The 21,141-nt window shown below is 57.9% G+C and carries 14 protein-coding genes and 1 pseudogene; 4 read left to right on the plus strand and 11 right to left on the minus strand.

Annotation, left to right across the window (positions count from 1 at the left end):
* Window positions 1-524: 524 nt before the first annotated feature.
* The 8 genes and pseudogenes from araH to VSR72_RS21900 form a co-directional block, all read right to left on the minus strand.
* The gene (araH, locus tag VSR72_RS21865) at window positions 525-1,559 is read right to left on the minus strand and encodes an L-arabinose ABC transporter permease AraH (RefSeq protein ID WP_342954411.1); all 1,035 of its coding nucleotides are present in this window, start codon (window positions 1,557-1,559) and stop codon (window positions 525-527) included.
* Between the two features lie 18 nt (window positions 1,560-1,577).
* Window positions 1,578-3,089: an L-arabinose ABC transporter ATP-binding protein AraG gene (gene araG / locus VSR72_RS21870; RefSeq protein WP_342954412.1), complete on the minus strand. Its 1,512-nt coding sequence runs from the start codon at window positions 3,087-3,089 to the stop codon at window positions 1,578-1,580.
* Window positions 3,090-3,192: 103 nt separating this feature from the next.
* Window positions 3,193-4,146 (minus strand): arabinose ABC transporter substrate-binding protein, encoded by a 954-nt coding sequence (locus tag VSR72_RS21875; RefSeq protein ID WP_342954431.1) that lies wholly within the window; start codon window positions 4,144-4,146, stop codon window positions 3,193-3,195.
* A gap of 245 nt (window positions 4,147-4,391) precedes the next feature.
* Window positions 4,392-5,171, minus strand: coding sequence for an SDR family oxidoreductase (locus VSR72_RS21880; RefSeq protein WP_342954413.1), 780 nt, complete (start codon window positions 5,169-5,171; stop codon window positions 4,392-4,394).
* A complete protein-coding gene (locus VSR72_RS21885; RefSeq protein ID WP_342954414.1) occupies window positions 5,168-5,863 on the minus strand; it encodes a 2-dehydro-3-deoxy-6-phosphogalactonate aldolase in 696 nt (231 codons plus the stop codon). Before VSR72_RS21885 ends, VSR72_RS21880 begins: the two co-directional genes overlap by 4 nt.
* Window positions 5,864-5,903: 40 nt before the next feature.
* Window positions 5,904-6,860, minus strand: a pseudogene (locus tag VSR72_RS21890) (2-dehydro-3-deoxygalactonokinase); the annotation flags it as partial.
* Window positions 6,861-7,176: 316 nt separating this feature from the next.
* On the minus strand, window positions 7,177-8,256 hold the full coding sequence (locus VSR72_RS21895; RefSeq protein WP_342954415.1) for a porin: 1,080 nt from the start codon (window positions 8,254-8,256) through the stop codon (window positions 7,177-7,179).
* Window positions 8,257-8,455: 199 nt separating this feature from the next.
* The gene (locus VSR72_RS21900; protein ID WP_342954416.1) at window positions 8,456-10,948 is read right to left on the minus strand and encodes a beta-galactosidase; all 2,493 of its coding nucleotides are present in this window, start codon (window positions 10,946-10,948) and stop codon (window positions 8,456-8,458) included.
* Window positions 10,949-11,370: 422 nt separating this feature from the next.
* Between VSR72_RS21900 and VSR72_RS21905 the strand changes: the two genes are divergently transcribed.
* Entirely contained in the window at window positions 11,371-12,120 is a 750-nt protein-coding gene (locus VSR72_RS21905; protein WP_342954417.1) for a FadR/GntR family transcriptional regulator, read from the plus strand.
* Between the two features lie 34 nt (window positions 12,121-12,154).
* Here VSR72_RS21905 and VSR72_RS21910 read toward each other — a convergent pair whose 3' ends face one another.
* Complete coding sequence (locus VSR72_RS21910; protein ID WP_342954432.1) at window positions 12,155-12,667, minus strand: hypothetical protein; 513 nt, start codon at window positions 12,665-12,667, stop codon at window positions 12,155-12,157.
* 1,820 nt (window positions 12,668-14,487) lie between these two features.
* Between VSR72_RS21910 and VSR72_RS21915 the strand changes: the two genes are divergently transcribed.
* Both VSR72_RS21915 and VSR72_RS21920 read left to right on the plus strand, forming a co-directional pair.
* Window positions 14,488-15,351 carry an arylamine N-acetyltransferase gene (locus tag VSR72_RS21915; protein ID WP_342954418.1) on the plus strand — a complete coding sequence of 288 codons (864 nt, stop codon included), beginning with the start codon at window positions 14,488-14,490 and terminating at the stop codon, window positions 15,349-15,351.
* 328 nt (window positions 15,352-15,679) lie between these two features.
* Entirely contained in the window at window positions 15,680-17,857 is a 2,178-nt protein-coding gene (locus VSR72_RS21920) for a malate synthase G (RefSeq protein ID WP_342954419.1), read from the plus strand.
* Between the two features lie 479 nt (window positions 17,858-18,336).
* On the opposite strand, the gene VSR72_RS21925 is transcribed toward VSR72_RS21920, so the two are convergent.
* Window positions 18,337-19,005: an NAD(P)H-dependent oxidoreductase gene (locus tag VSR72_RS21925; RefSeq protein ID WP_342954420.1), complete on the minus strand. Its 669-nt coding sequence runs from the start codon at window positions 19,003-19,005 to the stop codon at window positions 18,337-18,339.
* A gap of 409 nt (window positions 19,006-19,414) precedes the next feature.
* On the minus strand, window positions 19,415-19,621 hold the full coding sequence (locus tag VSR72_RS21930; RefSeq protein WP_342954421.1) for a tautomerase family protein: 207 nt from the start codon (window positions 19,619-19,621) through the stop codon (window positions 19,415-19,417).
* Window positions 19,622-19,759: 138 nt separating this feature from the next.
* On the opposite strand from VSR72_RS21930, the gene VSR72_RS21935 reads away from it, so the two are divergent.
* A complete protein-coding gene (locus VSR72_RS21935) occupies window positions 19,760-20,665 on the plus strand; it encodes a LysR family transcriptional regulator (protein WP_342954422.1) in 906 nt (301 codons plus the stop codon).
* Window positions 20,666-21,141 lie beyond the last annotated feature (476 nt).

Genomic DNA, 21,141 nt, shown 5'->3' on the forward strand with positions numbered 1-21,141 from the left:
GCAGTTGTCCAGCGGTTTGATCCGCGCGCCGTGATGAAAGACCGAAACTGCAGACGAAGTTTGCATTATCGATGTAGTGTTTTGGACTTCAGCTCAGGCCCGCGACTTGCGGTCGAAGCATGTAGATCACTTTTTCCTCCCTGCATTACTGTCAGCGCGAGATGCGCGACTAGCGAGACCTGCCTCACATATTCCTGTGGCAGGAGGAAAAGATAGCCTTCTCAGAACTTTTGCGTTGATTCATATCCATCTCTCCTGTAGTTGTCCCCCGACGCCAGTTTGCATGACCGCTCTATTCAACCGTTCGGTTCCCGCGTGCACGTGGCCAACGCAGCACGCGGTGACGGACCGTCAAAGTCGGCTATGACCTGTGAGGCCAGCTAGCCGATCCAGCTGCCTGATGCTACGACCTCGTGAACGGCGTGCTCCGGAAGGCAGGCTGGCACGTTCACTGAGATTCACCGCCTCCGCGGCGAGCGGGGGCTCCTTCTGTCGACCACGGAACGCCCATCTCCTTGTTCAGATCAGTCGCGCTGACCGCGGCTTTTCAACTGATCAAGCAAGACTGCTGCAAGCAGGATCGAGCCACGCACGAGGTATTGGTAGAACGCGTCGATATTCAGCAGGTTCATGACATTTTCCACGGTCCCCATGATCAGCACGCCAATCACCACCCCCGAGATCGTAGCGCGGCCCCCCAACAGCGAAACGCCGCCTAACACGCACGCCGAGATGACGTTGAGTTCGAAGCCCTCAGCCGCGTTAGGCTGCCCCGACGTGATTCGCGAGGCCAGAATCACGCCTGCGAGTGCAGCTACTGCGCCTTGGATCAGGAATATCCATACGCGCGTGCGCTCCACCTTGATACCGGCGAGCCTGGACGCTTCCGGATTTCCACCGATGGCAAGCGTGTTGCGGCCATAGACGGTCTGGTTAAGCATTACGCCAAACACAATGAAGCAGATGAGTGTCACCCATATCGGCAACTGCGCGCCGAAGAACGAAAGCGTGCCCATTGCGACGAACGCATCCGACGAAACTCCCACTGCTTGCCCGTGCGAGACGATGAAACCCAGTCCGCGCACGATTTCCATCGTGGCGAGCGTGGTAATCAAGGCGTTGATACGCAAATACGCGATCACAGCGCCGTTCACGAAGCCGATCACAGCGCCCGCAGCCACCGCCGCGACGATTGCGATAAACGTGTTGTTTGTCGCATTGAGCACCATTGCGCATAGCACACCGGCGAACGCCACTGTCGATCCCACTGAAAGGTCGAAATCGCGCGAAGCGAGACAGAACATCATCGTGCAGGCCACCATCCCGATCTGAGAGACGGAAAGTGCCAGACCAAGCATGTTCTCGATCGAGAAGAAGTGATCGACGGTCAGCGACATCACGATAAACATAGCAGCGAATATTACGATGAGGCTGTACTCGGTGACCTGCTGCCACCACTTCTGTTTGTCGCTAGTGCTGGGAATCAGTGCTTCTGCTGCTGCACGCGTTACAGCTTGCGTGGCGTGAGCGGCTTCTGCCGCAAGTTTATCTCGTTGCATTTCGTTATCTCCGATCCATCATGCCGCGCGGTTCTGCGCGCCTTGTGGCAGTGCGAGCGCCAGCACCGCATGTTCGTTCGCCGCAATTCGCGGCAACTCCCCAGAAATCTGGCCGTTTCGCATGATCACGACGCGATCCGAAACACCCAGAACCTCTGGAAGTTCCGACGAAACCATCACGATTGCGCACCCGCGCTCTGCGAGCGCGTAGATCACGTTATAGATTTCGTGCTTCGCTCCAACGTCGATACCACGCGTAGGTTCGTCCAGAATTACGACCTTGATGTCGGGTTCGGCAAGCCAGCGAGAGAGAATTGCCTTTTGCTGGTTGCCACCCGAAAGAAAGCGGATCTTCTGTCGACGGTTCGGCGTCTTGATCTTTAGGAGCTTGATGAAACGGTCGGCCGTTTCGGCTTCCTTCCTGCGATCGAGGAACATGCCCGCACGCAGGAAATGGCGACGGCAACTGATGTTGATGTTCTCCGAGACGGTCGCCATCGCGACGATGCCCTGTTCCTTGCGGTCTTCGGGACACAACACGATGCCGTGACGGATCGCGTCGCTCGGACTCTTCACGCGAATGGCCTTGCCATCCAGATCCATCTCGCCGGCGCGCCGCTTGTGCGTACCGTAGATGAGCTGCATGAGCTCGCTGCGCCCCGCGCCCACTAGCCCGAAGAAGCCGACGATCTCGCCCGCCTTTACCTCGAAACTCGCAGCTCCGTTGAGTGGATGTCCTTCGATTCCGCGCACGGCGAAGCGCACGCGGCCACGTTCGCGCGGCGAATAGTTGTAGATGTCGCTGATCTCACGACCCACCATTTCCGTCACGAGCGTATCGCGAGCCACATCTTGGAGATTCTCGTGTGAAGCGATCTTGCGGCCATCCCGAAAGATTGTGCAGGCGTCACACAGCTCATAGATCTCGTCCATGCGGTGCGAGATATAGATGAGTGCCCGATTGTCGGCGCGTAGTTCGCGTACGAGCTTGAAAAGCACCTCCGTTTCGCGATGTGAGAGCGAGCTGGTAGGTTCGTCGAGCGCGATCACGCGCGCGTCTCGCAGCAGCGCCTTACAGATTTCTACCATCTGGCGTTGTGCGATCGAGAGCTTTCGCAGTTTCGCTGCCGGGTCCAGGTCCACACCCATTGCTGAAAGACGCTCCCGCACGAACTTACGCGCCTCTCCTCGTCTGACCCATCCGATAGAATTGGGCAATGCGCCCAGCAGCAGATTTTCCGCGACCGTGAGGTCAGGCACGTATTGGAGTTCCTGATGAATCACAGCAACGCCAGCGTCAATGGACGCTCCGGCATCCGCGAACTTCACTTCGCTACCGTTCATCAGTATGCGGCCGGAATCCGGTTGATATTCTCCGCCGAGAATCTTCAATAGTGTCGACTTGCCGGCACCGTTCTCGCCCATCAAGCCATGCACTTCACCGCCCCGCACGTCAAACGATACGCGATCTAATGCGCGCACGCCGGGGAACGTCTTTCCGATATTGTCAAAACGTAACGTCGCCGACATTTCGGTTTCCTCTCATTCGAACCGCCCGGCGATTGACGCATACCATGCATGTGCGCCAACGACGCCGGGAGCGGAATACTTCAAAAACCACCTCACAAACCGGTTAGTTCGAGGTAAGTCCCATTTGCTGACGCACCAGACTGACGCTGTCGCGCGTAGCCAGCATGCCGGTCGTGAGCGTAACCTTCGGCGGTTCCTTGCCTTGCGTGATCCACGTGTACATCAGATCTGAGGTTTCTTCGCCGTGACGCTTCGGGCTGGTGATGACCGTACCGTAGAAGCCCGTCGGCGTCGGCTTCTTAAACTCGTTCAGCGCTGAGTCAGAGCCGCCAATGCCGATGCCGATCATGTTGTCGGCCTTGAAGCCGCGGCCCTCGGCTGCGCGCACTGCCCCAAGCACGGCTTCGTCATTCAGGCCGTAGGCGATCCAGTGCTTGAATTGCGGACTCTTCGTGAGTGCGATGTTGGCAGCATTGAAGGCGCTTTCGGCGTCCGTTTTGGATTGAGGCGCCTGAATGATGTTACCCCTCGGAAAGCCATCGGCCGTAAGTGCGTCGGTTGCTCCCGCGGTACGATCATGCGCGGTCGGCAACTGCTCGTAGGTAACGTCTATCGCGCCAACATCTTTCATGTCCCAGCCACGCCGCTTGATTTCAGCGGCGATACCATCTCCTGCCTGCTTTCCGATGTTGTAGGCAGAGATGCCCATATAAGGTACCGACTCAATCGGCTTGCCTGCCCCGTCGACGAGGCGGTCGTCTACCGTCATCATTTTGAGGTGGTCGGCTTTGGCCTTAGCGACGATACCCGGCCCGAGCTTTACATCGGGCGTGCAAATCACGAAGCCTTGAGCCTGTTGAGCCGCGAGATTGTCAATTGCACTCATCATCTTCTCTCCAGAGGGCGCCGCGATCTTCACGAGCGTGAAGCCATTCTTCTTGGCGGCCATCTCTGCGAACTTCCACTCGTCCTGGAACCAAGGCTCCTCAGGCTGTTTTACGAGAAAGCCGATCTTGACCGGCTCGGCTGCCTTTGCGAAGGGTGCTTGAGCGATCATGATGGTTGCGGCTGCGGTCACCAAGGCAATAATGCCCTTGCGTTGTGTATTCACGAGAATCTCCTGTAATTCCTTCAATGTAATGTAAATGCGCTCAACGATTGCGAATCCCCTGCGTACATATAGGTGCACGGTGAAGCTTCGTCGACGAGAATTCACGCGCGAAATGTCGAGGTGTGAACACCGCCGCCAGTGCCGCAGGCGTTTCAGGTTTCCGATAAACCCGTTCGTCACACATCGCACGGTCAGTCGTGGTACAAGGCAGTGCGACCTCCGTCGATCGTGATGCAGCTTGCGTTGATAAAAGGCGCTTCGTCTGATGCGAGGAACACCGCAGTCATCGCGACTTCTTCTGGCTGCCCGACACGCTTCATCGGCGGAATATCGAGCGTTGCCTTGCGAGCCGCTTCCGCATCGGGCTGAGAGTTCCAACAGTCGCGCGTGAGCTGCGTTTCGATGTAGCCCGGCGCGATCGCATTCACGCGTACGTTCTTCGCTGCGTACTCGATCGCAAGCGCGCGTGTAAGTCCTATTACACCGTGCTTTGCGACCGGGTACGGAAAGCAGCCGGGAATTATCTGGAACGAGTGGGTCGAGCCAATATTAATAATGCTACCGGCACCGCGCTCCACCATCCCTGGCAGCACGGCACGGCAGCCGTTCCAGACGCCGTCGAGGTCCACGGCGAAGCAACGGCGCCAGTCTTCCTCGGTCATCGAAAGTGGGTCCGCGAAGACGTTGATACCGGCGTTGTTAACAAGCACGTCCACCTGGCCGAACGCGCGCTCGGCCGCTTCTACGGCACGGCGCACAGATGCGGCTAGCGTGACGTCCGTCTGCACTGCGAGTGTCTGGATCTCCGCATAGTCATTCGCGATTTCGCGTGCCGTAGCCTCCGCGCTCGCGCCGTCGAGCTCCGCAAGTACGATTGATGCGCCCTCGCCAGCGAACGCGCGTGCAATTGCCGCGCCAATGCCGCGGCCAGCACCTGTCACTAGCGCAACCTTGTTTTTTAGGCGACTCATGCATCGACTCCCTGCATCTCGTTACCACGATGCGTTGCACGCAGCCCAGTGACGAAAGCAAGTGCGTTCGCCCGTGTAGCGGCCGGGTCCTGACCGCGGCAGTACAGCGCAGAGCCGAGCCCGAAGCCGCTGGCCCCGGCGAGCAGTAGCGTTCCCATGTTGTCGGGCTTGACGCCGCCGACAGGTAGGAGCGGGATATATGAGGGAATCACAGCTCTCCACGCTCTCGTTACTTCGGCACCGAGCTGCTCCGCCGGGAACATCTTGAGCGCGTCTGGCCCGTTCCTTAACGCGTCGAACGCCTCGGTCAGCGTTGCCACTCCTGGTACACAGACGAGTCCTTGAAGCTTTGCCGCAACGATGACATGGGGGTCGGCATGGGGCATAACGATCAAATTACCTCCAGCAGCTTCTACTTCACAGACATGTTGAACCGTAAGCACGGTTCCGGCGCCTATCAACGCGTCAGCTGGGAGCGTGTTCCGAAGCGCACAAATGCTCTCTAGTGCCGCAGGGGAGTTCAGTGGCACCTCGATTATTCGAAATCCGGCGTCGTAGATTGCTCTGCCATGCGCGACGACCTCGGCGGGTCGCACGTCGCGGAGGATCGCGACCAGCTGGCACGATGAAAATGCAGTCGTAAAAGCCGCACTCGGTTCATACGGTGCACGTAAATTCTGTTCCATTCGCATGTTACTTGTCCTCTCGATTTCAGCCGTCCTAACACACCGTTCAGCCCGCAACACTGTTCACCAGCCCGCTGCACGATGCTATGCGCCACAGGCCACGCGCTGTCGCCGGCCGCACTACCTGTGTGCCAGTGCATCCAAACTGCGCAAGCGCGAGCCGGTACCGCTCACACAACTCTTCCGCGCCGATCAGTTTGGGCGCTGTGGATGCCAATGAGACTCCGCTGCTTGCGAGAACGCTCTCAAGTCCAGCGAGTTCATGGCCATTGACGACTCCGGAGAGATAGTCTGGTTGTTCCTCCGCTGTGAGTCGCTCCGTCAATGCAAGTGTTCGAGCGCTGAATGCCGTTGCGAGTAACCCTCCTCTCCCGTTGTCGCGAGCCGAGGTCACGCCACGCAGGAAAGCTGCGGTGTCGGGTGTTGCTGGCGACCGCATGGTTCGGCCGAGGATAGTGTGCGATGCTAGCGCAGCGTAGAATTCGCCGGTCATGAAAGTATGAAATCGGACGATACGGCGCGCTTAGACGACAGCCCACTTTGCGTGTGTGCCAGGCAGTCCGAATAGCCCGCAAGAATTCTCCGAGTTGACTTCCTCCAGTGCTCCAAAGATCTGCGTTTCCTCGCCGCGCATCACGTTCAGCAGCATTCCTGCTTCCAAGACTCCCGGCACCACCGATACGACCGCTCCGCAGCCAGCCCGAACCTCCATGATTCCGGCTGCGATCGCGTCTTCGTCCGCTGGGGTTTCCACATACGGGACCTGCACCCAACCTTGTGCGCTTCCGACCATGCCCGCGGCCAATACTGGCACGCGAGGCTGCATTTCCAGCCATCCATCGCAGATTTCTTCAAACGCCGAATCAAAGCCACCGTTTTCGGCGCTGACCGACAAATTCATAATGCCAGCATGGGTCGTTCGCGCTTCCAGTACATTGCCCGCACTATCGAAGAGAAATGCGCGCAACGAAGTTGTGCCCCAGTCGAGCCCGATCAGGGCCGCCTGACGACTAACACTCATGTCCAGACTGTGTTGTTCCATTCGATATTCCGGCATTTTTTCCATTCATGGTCGTCAGTCACCAGCGGATTCAGTATGCAACCCCGCAGATGCAGGGTGCAAGTGGCATCCTGCCTGCCTCCGCGCGCGGTACCACTACATCATCGACGGAATGCAGTGTTGATCGGTTCCCTTAATTCATTAGCAGTACGAATGTGATCATAGGGTTTGTCTTTCTCTCCCGGACCAAACTTAGTTCTGCCCCGGCGTGGATCAGTTGACCCGCTGCACAAAACGAACCGGCATCCTAACGGCGGGGCTAGAAAGAGTGGTTGATCGCGGCATAAATCCCGGATTGACTGCCGCCCGGCAGCGGATTGTCGTTATATGGGCCGCCAGGGCCCGGAGCGTCTGGCATGAGGCCAAAGTTGGCGGTCTTGCTGTTGCGGATCGTCGCGGCCTGAAGTTCAAGCATGGTTCGCTTCGAGAGACTATACGTACCGCCGACCGAAAAGATCGTCGCATTACCTGCGCCATTATTGCCGTTCACGTGATAGACAGCGCCGATCACAGTCGCTGCAGGGGAGGCCTGCCAGGTGACTCCCCCCCACTCATGGTCGAGTGACGTGGGCGTTCCCATTGCGGCTGCGGTGACATTCGAAGTACGGATCGCCTGGAAAGTACCTTGAAATTTTAGCTCTCCGACCAGAACGTTCACTCCGGCAGTGTATTCACGAGAATATGAGAAGACGTTGTCGAAGAGCCCATTTTGCGGATTGCGGACCTCGTCATAGATCATCCTCGCCACAACATGAGCGGACGAATAGGTGACCTGCAATCCGGCTTGCCGCCCCTGGTCGGTCGTGCCGTTTCCATTCCAGTTCGTCGCGTTCGACAGTGCGTACTGCCCGTATAGATCGAACCCGGCAAGCTGCGGTGATTGATACGCAACGGTGTTGCTCGAACCAGGCCAGTTTCTTCCACGAACGAGTGATGCAGATCCCCAGATGGCTTGCCCAAATGGGTCGAGGCTCCAGACGCCGTTCGAGATGAAGAGTTGGCGACCCAGGACGAGCGTACCGTAGGAATCGTTCGACAGTCCGACTGTCGCCCAGCGACTAAACAGGCCGGCAGACCCGTTCATCGCATTGAAACCACCCTCGAGGTGAAAGAGAGCCTTGTTGCCTCCGCCAAGGTCCTCCGTACCCCAAAAGCCAAGAAGGCTGGTCTGCATGTACCCACTTTCGGCGCTAAACCGATGCGTCGAGCCACCCTCTCCATTGGAAACTCCGTTTATGTACGCCAAGCCATCGTCAAGCCGTCCGTACAAGGTCACGTTGCTTTGTGCATGGGCAAACACAGGCGCGGCGATCAGTGCAATAAGTGCGATTCGCTTCATGATTAGTATTGCGAAATAAGCGGTCACCACTTCCCATAGCAAGATGTTTCGAAGTGACTGACCAATCTGTGTCGGAAACACCGTCGTAAGTGCGACGCCCGGCTCGCAAGCATGCCGTCAGATGCAGCCGGGTTCGCACCTCGCCGTTGCGCTGATGATCGTGCCGGCAATGGGCGGACTTCATCCGCCCTGCCGGTCGTCAGTATCCCGATGTTGTAAGTTCGAACTCGGGAATCAGCTTCACATCCTTCAATACTGCCGTTTGCCCGCCATCAGACGTTTTCGGGCGGTACTTTTCGTCAATGTAGACCTTGGCGTCGTCTCGCAGCGGCAGCACGGTGAGCGTCAGCGGTGCGGACATAGCGGACGGAAGCTGCTTCAGGCCCACATTCCACGGCAGCCCATCGTAGAAGTCGTCGTCAATGAACGATGTCCCCGCGAAGAGGCGGCCGACGTCACCGACGTAGGAGATTGAAAGATACGCGTTGCTAAGGCCTGCCAGCGCATTCTTCGGCAGTTCAATTTTCCACGCCGCTGCCTTGCCGAACGTCTCTGGATAGGGCTCAATGGCTGCGTTCGCGGGGCCGCCAGTCGCTACCGGCGGCACTGCGCCGGCCTGCCGCACCTGTTCAACATTCACGTGCAGATCCGGATGCGGCACAGCCGAGGAGTACCACTGAAAACGTGGATTGTCATCCGGGCCTGCTGCAGTCTTCTCGACGGCAGCGCTTGCGGTGACCTGGTGCGTGGGCGCCGGGAACACACCGAAGTGGAAGCCCGATGGCGAGGTTGTCCTCAGTACAAGCTTTCCAGCCCTCACAAACGGCTGCCCGTCCGCGAGCACGAGTTGACGATGCCCGCCCACATTGACGACAGTGAGTTTCTCGGCCTGCTCCTCCGACAGCATCAAAATCCGTACCGCTGCCCCCGTGTTCGATTTAACCTGGATCAACGCACCGGGATGCAAGACCACGCGCGCTGGATCCGAAACGTCCGACGCATTGACGTTGTCACCCGCGTCAGCGACCGTTGTCCCGGGCGCAAAGGAGAACTCGGCAGGGATGGCCTTGATTTCGTGGAAGACGAAAACCGGACCGTCGCCGGTATCAACCTTCGTCACCGGCTGTGCTGTCGCATACCGAAGCGCCACGCCATGAAGGTTCATCTCGACTGGCCAAATAAAATATGCACCCGTCGGGATGGTGATCGGCTGAGATGGCACCATGACCGTCTCATTTGCGAGCTTGACTGCGAAACGTACGTCCTTTTGAGGCGCCATCTCGAACTGGCGCACATAGTTATTGACGAATAGGAAAGCACTCCTGCCGTTCGAGCGAAGCGAGTATCTCGGCGACTTCAGGTCGGTGACCGATTGGGGTCGAACGTCAGGCGCGTCCACTTTCATCGGCGCGAGATCTTGTCCCCACTGATCAAGGAAGGCATGCACCGGACGAATTTTACCCAGAACCGCATGGGGCTCTCCGTTCGCGCCAAACGGAGCCTGGAAATCGTAATTGATCGTCGGTAGGTCATTGTAGCCACCGGATGCGGTGGATTCCTGCAGGTGGAGCTGACCCGGCGGATTGTGCCCACCGTGATACATGTAATAGCCGTATAGGTTCACGCCTGAACCGAGTTGCACGGGTAGCATGGAGCCAATGTCGTCAGGCGCGACGACGGGACGTCGGCGATACATTTCAGGCAAGCCGCCAGCGAACTCGGCGCCGAAGAACGGCGTGTGCGCCACAACCTTGTCTGCATCGCCGCTATATTTGTTCTCCGTCTGTGCGCCCAGATTGCCGCCCACCCGGCTCGTGAAGCGGAACACGTAGGTCTCCGCCGGGGGATGCACCTTGTCATCGATCCCCCACGGCTCGTCCGGATATCCGCCAAACACAGGAGTGACTTCGTGGTGCGGGAATACCGTGTTGTCCCATCCGGTCACGGTATAGAGCGGAACATCAAGCCCGGCCGCCAGAGCCAGCTTTTTGAGTTCGGATATGTGATCTGCTCCCTGAAGCGGGCCGGTCAGGTTGTACTCGTTTTCTAGCTGAATACCGATGACCGGTCCACCGTCTTTCCAGAGCTGGCCTTGAAGCTGCTTTCCGATCTGGTTGTAGTAGCGCTTCACATAGCCGATGTAAACCGCGTCATTGGATCGCGTGGGCATCTGGTTGACGATCCATTCAGGACTACCGCCATAGCGGACCTCTCCGTGTGTCCAAGGACCAACCCGAACGAACGCGTACATGCCATGCTTTGCACACAGCTCGACAAATTTCTTCAGGTCCTTGCCGCCAGTCCATTCGAACTGCCCATTTTGTGGCTCTTGATGATTCCAGATCACGTACGTGGCCACAACGTTTATGCCGGACGCCTTCATTTTCGCAAGTTCGGTGTCCCATTGATCCGGGGGCACGCGCGAAAAGTGGATCTCACCCATCACGGGGAGCCAGGGCTTCCCGTCCTTAACCAAATACTGGTTGTTGATCGTGAGCGTTTGGCCGTCAGGCGCCTTTGACGTCCCCATCCTCAACCATCCTGTCTCTGGAGCCGCAGGAGACGCCGAACCGTCGACAGCCAAGTCTTCCGCCTTCGCTGTCATTGAGCCACCTGCGAATGCACTCGCAAGCACCCAAACGCCGATCGCAATGGGTCGCCGCGTCCAAAGCGAGCCGTTCTGCTTTTCCATCTCGTCTCCGTGTTCAAATAATTAGTTATACGAATTTTATGGCCTGCTCGTTTTCGGATGTGAGCCCGCGAGTGTAGGCCGTACTCGTTGGTGTTCTCACCCGCCTCAAGGCCCTGGAGGAGCGCCTGTAGCCGGTCTTCAACGCGAGCATCAGGCAGGAAGGAGATTAGTCCAATTATTTCTGGCCGGTCAAGAATCTGGGAGGGTGGTCCGATAAATGGGATTTCGTTAATATATGTCGCAAAATCAATATGTTAGAAAACTCACTCGCATCTTGTGTGAAGCTTTGTACGGAGAAACACGAATATATATCCGATTATTTATAAATATGGCCCCATTATTTCACTCTGCTACCGCTGGCAAATCGCGGCATCTTGAATGCATAATTGCGGCCACCGGGCAAGTAAGCAAGAGAGGTTTTAGTGACACCGAGCGATCCGATCACGCTGCAGCAGAAGCCACGGGTGCACAACCAGGTGGTGAAGGGCCTAGCGTTGGGAATCCTGAGCGGCAGATTTCAACCACAAACCACGCTACCAACGGAGGTAGTCCTTTGTGCCGAATTCAATGTCAGCCGCGGTGCACTGCGGGAAGCCGTGCGTGTCCTGAGCGGCAAAGGACTTGTGTCGTCTCGTCCACGCGTGGGGACAGTGGTGCGCTCGCGCGAAGACTGGCACCTACTCGATCCTGACCTCCTGACCTGGTCCATGGAGCTTGCGCCAGACGCAAGCTTCGTCCTGAGCCTTGTTGAGGCACGACAGGCGATCGAGCCAGCTGCAGCTCGGCTCGCTGCACTGCGCGCCACGCAAGAGGAGGTGTCGCATATGGTTTCATTATTCGGTGAAATGGAGAAAGCAAAGGAGGCACGAGACTTCGAGCGATTCAACCTTGTCGATGCGGAATTTCACACAACCCTTCTCACTGCGAGCCACAATGTTGTTTTTCGCCACCTTTCAACGACGATAAGCGCGGCGCTTGCGTACAGCTTCAGACTGTCGATAGCGCACTCGCATGATCCGGGTGCGGCACTCGTAGAACACGGCGTCGTCATTGAGCGCATTCGCCTGCGTGATGCGGATGGTGCTCAAGCAGCCATGCATCAACTGCTCAACATCGCAGCGATCGACTTGGGCATTGTCAGACACGCAAAGACGGGTGACCCTATAGCTTGACATCTGCGGCACGGCTGCGCCGGGACGCGGCACGTCATGGGGCCATGCCGGGGGGGGGATTTACACCCACTGGAAAAGCGCCGCCTTTGCACGGCGCACGCCATTTGCCTGCCATTCTTGAATTGCCGTGCGTCCACCAGCGTACAACTGCGGCCGATGCGGTAAGTTTGGCCACTCCGCATGCGGCCATGCAAGGCAGGGCTTGGGGATCGTGACCGGCGTGTTCTGCGATCTGCCTTTCAAGCCACGCGATTTGCTCATCCAGCGCCTGACATTGCACCCAGCCATGCATCAATGCCTGACGCGCTGGTCCCGTCAGCCCGTTGTCGCCATCCTCAATACGATCGACGAGGTGCTTGCATAATGCATCAATGCCTTGCGGGAGGAATACGCCGAACTCGACAAGCAGCCCGCGCAACCGATTGACCAGCGCAGTGCGTTCCTCCACGAATCCGGTGCGCATGCGGTGCAGCACCAACATGCTTTGCTGGGCGGGTGACTTCACCGGGACGACGCGCATGGACGGGCGACTTGCGGCTTCGCAGATCGCATCGGCGTCAAGGGGCGTTGTCTTACATGAGCTCCGCCCGTGCGGTACGGGGCGACAAACTGGGGTGGAATCAGGCGCACATCATGTCCGAGAGTGTGGAGTTTGCGTGCGCAGTAATGCGCGGCGCCGCATGCCTCCATTGCGGCGAGACACGGTTCAAGATTCGCAAACCAGTTAACGAATCGATCACGCGCAAGCCTTTTGGACGACTTCATGACCGGCACCGTCGACTGCGTGGATCTGTATCACATTCTTCGCCAGATCAATCCCAAACCGAGCAATCATGGTCCATGACTTCCCCTTCGCGGAAGGTTGCGTAGCTCCGGCCATCGTGACGCTAGGCGGTACCATCTCCGTAATCGGGGAGGTCCCTACCAATTCGGATCATGACTGCGACTGGGGGCGAGAATCATGCCGGGCCTGGCTGGACAAAGCCCCGATCATCGAGCGGGTAAGGAGACGGCATCGCTGCCGCCCCCTCCCCAAAGAACCGCCCACGCGACTTTCGCCGCAAACGGCTCAGGCATCGCCGAAGTATCGCCAGGGCGATACCGGTCGTGCCGATTTCAGCAAGACCTTCGCCGGCGGTATGTCGTCGGTTCATCCCATCGCTGGGACCAGGGCGCTGAACTGCCCAAAGGCAGTCTCTTCCAAGCTTCCCTGCATCGAACCTCAGATACTGGCCAGCGCCAGCCACACCTCGCGGAAGTCTGCACTCTTTCGAGTCGGGCAAATCTTGAACCCCTATCCGTGCCATTACAGCCCGGCATTCGCTTTCTCCGCGTTCTCTTACCCACTCCTCAAACAGCTTGCCTTGCGGCGCCCCTGCCACGTATTCAATACGCCGAACCCGTGGCGGAGGATTGGGCTTATCACGTTCCCGTCCTTGCCGACTCGAATACTCCCGAGCCTGTCCGTTTAGCGTCCGTCTCTTCCCCGGCAGCGCTTGTGATGACGTGCCTACTTCGCCCATGGAGGCAACCGGCTGCATACCTTTTTGCTGGGCCTGTCAGCCGCTTTGGCCCATCTTATCTTCACGAGGTTTATCAACGGTTCACTTATGTTACGCATGCGGAACTTGCCTGGCACCTCACACCGCACGGCGGCTGGCAGAGTCGTTTCCTTCCCCGTCACCGGGGTGGAACGTCATTCGAGAGGCGCGTTGTTTCCAGAGCTTCACACTCGGCGGTTACCCGCCGCGCATGTCCGGATAGACAACTTCTGGTCATACAGCAGGTCACGGCACCGTTTCCGTCTTGCAACAACCGCGGCGCGTGACAAGGCAACGGACGAGCTTCGCCGTCTTACTACGATGCTGCTTTACGTACAGCTGACGGCGACACGTGTCGCACAGGTGGGAAGATAGTAAGGGGGCAGAAATAATCGTCTTCCTTATCGACGGATGCGTTTGCCTGCGCAGGGTTTTCACCTGGGGATCGATGAGGAGGCTTTCCTTGACAGGGGGCCGATTGCCCCACTAGGATACGACTATGTAGTACGTGTACGTATTTAATCTCTTCCTCTGTGGCAAGGATGCTCATCCCGCGAACGAGACCCTCTCGCGAGGTGGTAGGCAGTGGACGCCACAGCACTGCTTACCACCTCGCCGTATTCGAGAGGAGATTTGACGTGGATAGCTTCGCATCGGCGGCCCTAAATCCGAGTAAATGCAGCCAGAGCCCAGACTTGCGGCGATGATCCCGCTTGAGCATTCCCGTGGCACTTACATCGCAGTCTCGGGCTGTCGGGACACCTGATTCTTGGGTGTAAATATTCGTGGTTTCTAGCAAAACGCACTTCATCACATGGCCCCTCATATGACCGGACAGGACGCACCCATCGATCTTGCCGCTTATTTTCATCGCATCGGATTTACCGACGCCGAAGCGAAACCCTCGCTTGACACCCTACGTGCACTGCATGCTCTGCATCCTCAGGCAATTCCCTTCGAAAACCTTGATGTATTGCTCGGCCGACCGGTGCGCCTCGATCTCGCGTCTCTCCAGCAAAAGCTGGTTGCGGAACAGCGCGGCGGCTTTTGCTTTGAACACAATACGCTGTTTGGTAGCGTGCTTGAAGCGCTGGGTTTTCGCGTCGGTAGCTACGCGGCTCGCGTTCTGTGGAATCATGACATGTCGCTAGGCATGCCGCCGCGCACACATATGATTCTTCTCGTCGATGTCGACGAGCAACGCTATTTGACTGATGTCGGCTTCGGCGGTTTGACGCTGTCCGCGCCGCTTTTACTCCAGACGAACCTTGAGCAGACGACCCCCCACGGTGCGTTCCAAGTCCGCGACGCCGCCGTTGAATCCGACACCCAGTTTGTCGGATTGCCTGGCTTCGTTCTTGAAACCCAAATCAAAGGCGATTGGAAGCCGGTGTATCGTTTTGATCTCGACCCACAGTTTGAAGCCGACTATGCGGTTGCGAACCACTTTATGTCGACGCACCCCCATTCGCTCTTCATGCAGCATCTAGTTGCTGGGCGTGTTACGCCTGGCAAGCGCTTGGGCCTCTTAAATCATACGTTGAGCATCCACGATGAGCGGCAAGGCACGCACAAGCGACATCTCGCGAATGTGGAGGAGCTGCGCTGCGTGCTCACCAACGAGTTCAAAATTCGATTGCCGGATGCGCTTGCCGAACTTGAGGCCGCAATCGTGAAGCTACCTGACTAGTCGTCGCCTCGCCTCCGCCAAGTGCTCAGGTGCGACTGACATCGATTGTCATTTGGGAGACCGATTACCCGTCGAAAGCTCGACGATGCGGAATGCCGAGGGTTGACCCTCGACCGCCCAGCGGCGTCGCGGATCTCAAAAGCGAATATTCCTGTGCCGCCTGGGCGTCGCACTAGCTGGTCAGACGGGCTGCAAGCTTCCAGCGGAAGCTGGTCGGGACGGCAAACGGCACGCAGTTTGGAGCCGCGCCGCTGCTCTACAGGCGCCAAGAATCCCAAAAAAACATCCGTACTATTTCCCTGAATTTGTGCTTTATTTGGACCCGTCCATGACTCAAATGACGCAGCGTGGCAGACTAAAGGTCGCCGCAAACCTCGAACAGTTCATCGAAAAGGAAGCACTACCTGGAACCGGCGTTGATAGCTCCGACTTCTGGGTCGGTTTCGATGCCATCGTGCACGATCTCGCGCCAAAGAACCGGGCGCTGCTCGCGGAACGGGAGCGAGTGCAGAAGGAACTCGACAAATGGCATCGCGACAATCCGGGCCCGATACGCGACATGCGTGCGTACCGCCACTTCCTCGAAAGCATCGGGTATCTTGTGCCCGTTCCCGAGAGCGTGAAGGTGACCACTGAAGACGTCGACCGCGAGATCGCCGAACAGGCGGGTCCGCAACTGGTCGTGCCGCTATCGAACCAGCGTTACGCGCTGAACGCGGCGAATGCGCGTTGGGGCAGCCTTTACGACGCGCTTTACGGCACGGATGCAATCGACGAGCCCGGACGCGCGGAGCGCACTGAGAAATTCAACCCCGTGCGTGGAGCCCGTGTAATTGCGTTTGCACGCACGTTCCTCGATGCCGCCGCGCCGCTCGAGAACGCTTCGCACAAGCAAACGTGCGGCTATCGTGTAGAGAACGGCAAGCTCGTCGCTGTACTAAAAAGTGGCACTACCGCACTTGAAGACCCTTCGCAGTTTGTTGGCTACCAGGGCGAAGCAAATGCTCCGTCCGCCCTGCTGCTCAAGCACAGCGGCCTGCACTTCGAGATTCAGATCGACGCGAATGATGCAATCGGCAGGAACGACCCGGCGCATGTCAAGGATGTGCTGATGGAAGCAGCCGTCAGCACGATCATTGATTGCGAAGACTCGGTTGCCGCCGTCGACGCGGAAGACAAGGTGCACCTCTATCGTAACTGGCTAGGTCTGATGCTCGGCACGCTGACGGAAGAAGTCAGGAAAGGCGGCAAGACGTTCACGCGACGCCTGAATGCGGACCGTGAGTATCAAGGTGCGAATGGCCAGCCGGTGAAGTTGCACGGCCGATCGCTGCTGTTCGTGCGCAATGTCGGCCATCTGATGACGATCCCGTCCGTGCTCGATCGTGATGGCCACGAAATTCCGGAAGGCATTCTCGACGCCGTCGTCACGACGCTGTGCGCGCTTCACGACCGCAAGAGCCAGCTCAATTCGCGCACCGGCTCGATCTATATCGTAAAACCTAAAATGCATGGTCCCGCCGAAGTCGCGTTTGCGAGCGAGCTGTTCTCACGCGTCGAAGATCTGCTCCACCTCGCGCACAATACGATCAAGATGGGCATTATGGATGAAGAGCGCCGGACAAGCGTGAACCTCGCTGCCTGTATCCACGAGGCCTCAGAGCGCATCGCGTTCATCAACACGGGCTTCCTCGATCGTACCGGCGACGAGATGCACAGTTCCATGGAAGCGGGTCCGATGATGCGCAAGGGCGATATGAAGTCGAGCAAGTGGATCTCTTCATACGAGCGCAGTAATGTGCTCGTCGGTCTCTCTGCGGGCCTGCGCGGCCGGGCACAGATCGGCAAGGGGATGTGGGCCATGCCAGACCTGATGAGGGCCATGCTCGAACAGAAGATTGCTCATCCGAAAGCCGGCGCAAACACAGCGTGGGTGCCCTCGCCTACAGCCGCGACCCTGCACGCACTGCACTATCACCAGGTTGACGTGCAAGCTGTTCAGAAAGACCTTGAACGCACAGACCTCTTGAGCGTCCGCGATGAACTTCTTGATGGGCTGCTAACGATTCCCGTCGTCGAACGCGCGCAATGGAGCGACGAAGAGATCCGCAGCGAAGTCGAGAACAATGCGCAGGGCATCCTCGGCTATGTAGTACGCTGGATCGATCAGGGCGTCGGCTGCTCGAAGGTGCCGGACATCCATAACGTCGGCTTGATGGAAGACCGCGCGACACTGCGTATTTCGAGCCAGCATATCGCGAACTGGCTACGCCATGGCGTAATCACGCCGGAGTTTGTCAAAGAAACTTTGCAGCGTATGGCAAAGGTCGTCGACCAACAAAACGCAAACGACCCGAGCTACCTGCCGATGGCGCCGAACTTTGACAGTTCGACCGCATTCAAGGCAGCTTCCGCGCTGATATTCAAAGGCAGCACGCAGCCAAGCGGCTATACGGAGCCATTGCTCCACGCGTACCGATTGGAACTGAAGTCTGCGCGTCACTAGTGAGTTCAAAGCGGAGTCGGGCTCGCCACGGACCCGCAACCAGGCAACAAGTAGCTCGCATTGGGTGTCTCCACGGTCGACCAGTCGCAAGGGTCGTGCCTTTCGCGCCGCGTCACCGCGGCGCATTTTTTTCTGATCGCCTTGCAGGCGGCTCGCCCAGCCTTCGTTGATTGGCTCGGATGGCCCCAGCGCTGTTTTCTCATGTAGCCGCCCACTGGCGAGGACCACTGATTCGACGCCAAGGCCGCTTTGGTTAGCTTAAAGGCGTTAGCACTGGAGAACGAAATCGCGCAAATGGCGATTCCTGCCGCCGGGCGTCTGCCAAGCCGCAGGTAGCCCGACTCAGCACAGGAACCCCGCGCCGCGTTCGCGAGGTTACCTCGACGCCAATCGACTAATGCCCACCGCACCTCCGGGAATCAAGCGACAAGAAATTGTCAGATTCCTCAGAAAACGGTTCAACCGGGTTGCTGTCCCGTTCAAACGGAAATATCGCTGCTTAGTGGATTGATGCTCTCCGATACGTGGTTAAACTTACCTTCGCCAATCCATTGAGCCGCTTTCGCTTCCACGGTAGAAAGCGGCTCGTCGGAAAAAGCGAGACCATTGGCATGCATGAAGGTGACGTTCTTGAGTCCCATGACGCCTAGCACCGTGGACAGATACGGGCGAAAGAAGTCGGGCTGGCGGGGCGGCTCGTGAAACATGGCGCCCCCAGAAGTGACAGCGACGAACGTCGGACGGTCACGCAACAAGCCAACCTTGCCAGCCTCGGTAGCGACAAAAGTAACGTCCCGACGAACCACATGGTCAATCCAAGCCTTGAGCACGGCAGGCACGGTAAAGTTGTGCACCGGCGTCGATATCCAGAGTACGTCCGCTTTGTCCAGTTCTTCAATCAGCTCATCAGAAAGAGCAAGCGCTTCACCGAAGCGCGCCTTCGCGTCTGCTGCCGGAAGAAGCAGCGACTCAGCATACTCTGCGGTAATTGCCGGCAATGGCTCAATACCAAGGTTTCGCCGAGTGACCTGGACTTCGCCCGCCGTGAGATTAGCCAGGGCAGGCAACAAATGCTGGGTGAAATGTCGGCTCGTCGACTTGTCGTTCCGGGGACTGCAATCGAGGAGAAGCAATTTTACGCCGTTCATAATAGATCCATACTGAGGTGAAGACCGCGTCTAAGCAGCCGAGAACGAAAACCGACGCTTGCGCGGCAAGCGTTTGGGCCCGTGTCGTATCCAGTAACCTCTGGCTTCACTTCCTCGCCCGGCCAGGCCCTTCCTCCGAGCCGCTCGCCTTGCCCGAGGTGGCGTGACCAGATCATCCGTCATAGATGAACCGGGAGCGGATGTGGTTAAGCGCAGATACTCAGCCGAGGCGTCCGAGTGTCCGTCCCCGCGCACTAGGGTCGACTCAGCGGCGCCGCACGATGGACTCGGTCGACACTTAAGTGTGAGAGCATTTCACGAAACAGCACATGCCTCGGCAAGTACCAGTTCTCCGTTGGTTCGAGCCAGCTATCGGCGACGCGTTCGCCGTTCGTGTTCATCTGCCCGTCTACGAGCTAGCGGGCTGTAACACTACTTCATCCTTAGTTCTCTCGCCAACAGCCCAGTGCGCACCAGGCACTTGAGTCGCATAGACGCGAATGCTTTCGAGCGGCGCGTCGAGAGTTTCGCTGATAGTGCGCGCGACCGCCTTGACGCATGCCTTGACGGCTTCGTCGCTGCGGCCTTCTACGAGTGAAATGTGGACGATCGGCATAAAAAGTCCGTTACTGGTCTTACAGCGCAGCCAATCCGCACCGCGTTAAGTTGGATGTTGCCTAAAACTTCGAGATGCCGTCCAATACTCATTTCTTGCCACCCCGATACCGAATCGGTATCAAGGAGATTGACGTCAATGGACCTGAAACAGATGCGCTATTTTCTTGCTGTCGCGGAAGAGCAGAATTTCGGCCGCGCAGCGCAGCGTCTTTACATGGCCCAACCCCCGCTCACGCGTCATATCAAGATGCTGGAAGAAGAACTGGGGACGCTACTTTTCACTCGAACCCCCAAAGGTGCAGAGTTGACTGAAGCGGGTCGCACCTTGCTGGCGGAGGTTCCAAACATTTTGGCGCTCACGAAACGCGCGATCGAGCAGACGCAACTCGCTGGACAAGGCCTGCTCGGCCGCCTCGACGTGGGCATTTTCACTTCCAGCGTGCTCCAAGCGATTCCGCAACTTTTGGCCACATTTCATTCGGAGCGGCCTGGCGTGAAGATTGGTCTGCACAATCTTTCGAAGGCAGAACAAATTGAAGCGCTGCGCGAGCGGCGCATCAACATCGGGTTCAACCGGCTCGTCCCTGAAGTCGACGACATCGTCGTGGAAACCGTGCAGGAGGAGCCCTTCATCGTTGCGTTGCACGAGGATCATGTGCTGTGTCGCAAGGAAATCGTGCGGTTGCGAGACCTCGATAGTGAGCCGATGATCCTTTACCCAAACGCGCCACTTTACGGACTCGCGCACGAAGTGTCCCAAGCCTTCTCCGACGAGGGGGTCGCGCTTGTCATCGAGCAGGAGGTCGAAGACGTCATCACAGCTCTTGGCTTGGCGGCGAGCCGCTTCGGAATTTGCATCACGACCGCGTCTGCAGGGAACCTCAAGCTACCGGGGCTCGTCTATCGACCGCTGAGTTCACGCTGCCTTCGCCACATCGAGCTAAACTGCCTCTACCGCAAGGGCGATACGACGCCGATTCTGCTTGCATTCCTCGACGTCGTACGTCGGTTTCGCAAACGTTCTGCAATACGCGCACGGTGAGTCGTTGTGCCACCTGCCATCCACTACGCCGCAATCGTTCTCTCGAGCGTGTCCCGCTCCATTTCCATCGACTAACGTGACGTGGAAGAGCCCCCACTTGGACCGTAGCGGAGACCCATGAGTAATGAAACCCTTACCGTAGAACGAGCTCATACACCAGCGTTAATCGGCATATCAGCCCTATATGAACGCGTCCCGTTTGCAGCAGTTCTCGGGTGTTTTGATAGACAGGATGGGCTGCGTCTCTATATCCGGGCTTGGTGCACCCGATGCTGCCGCTGTGGCCCCCTATGAAATTCGCTGACCCGCCCCTCATTCTCCACGCGAGCTCGAAGCTCTTGCTGATATGCAGGTTGTCGGGTAAGCGCGTGCTGTTGCCAGCACGCGCTCCCCTAAGAACCGGACAGGCAAGTCGCCTCGCATCCGGCTCAAGCCATGCTTCAGCACCAGGGGCTGGCACCGGGCAGCCTGACAGA

It is taken from the genome of Paraburkholderia sp. JHI869, assembly GCF_038900775.1.
Taxonomy (GTDB): domain Bacteria; phylum Pseudomonadota; class Gammaproteobacteria; order Burkholderiales; family Burkholderiaceae; genus Paraburkholderia.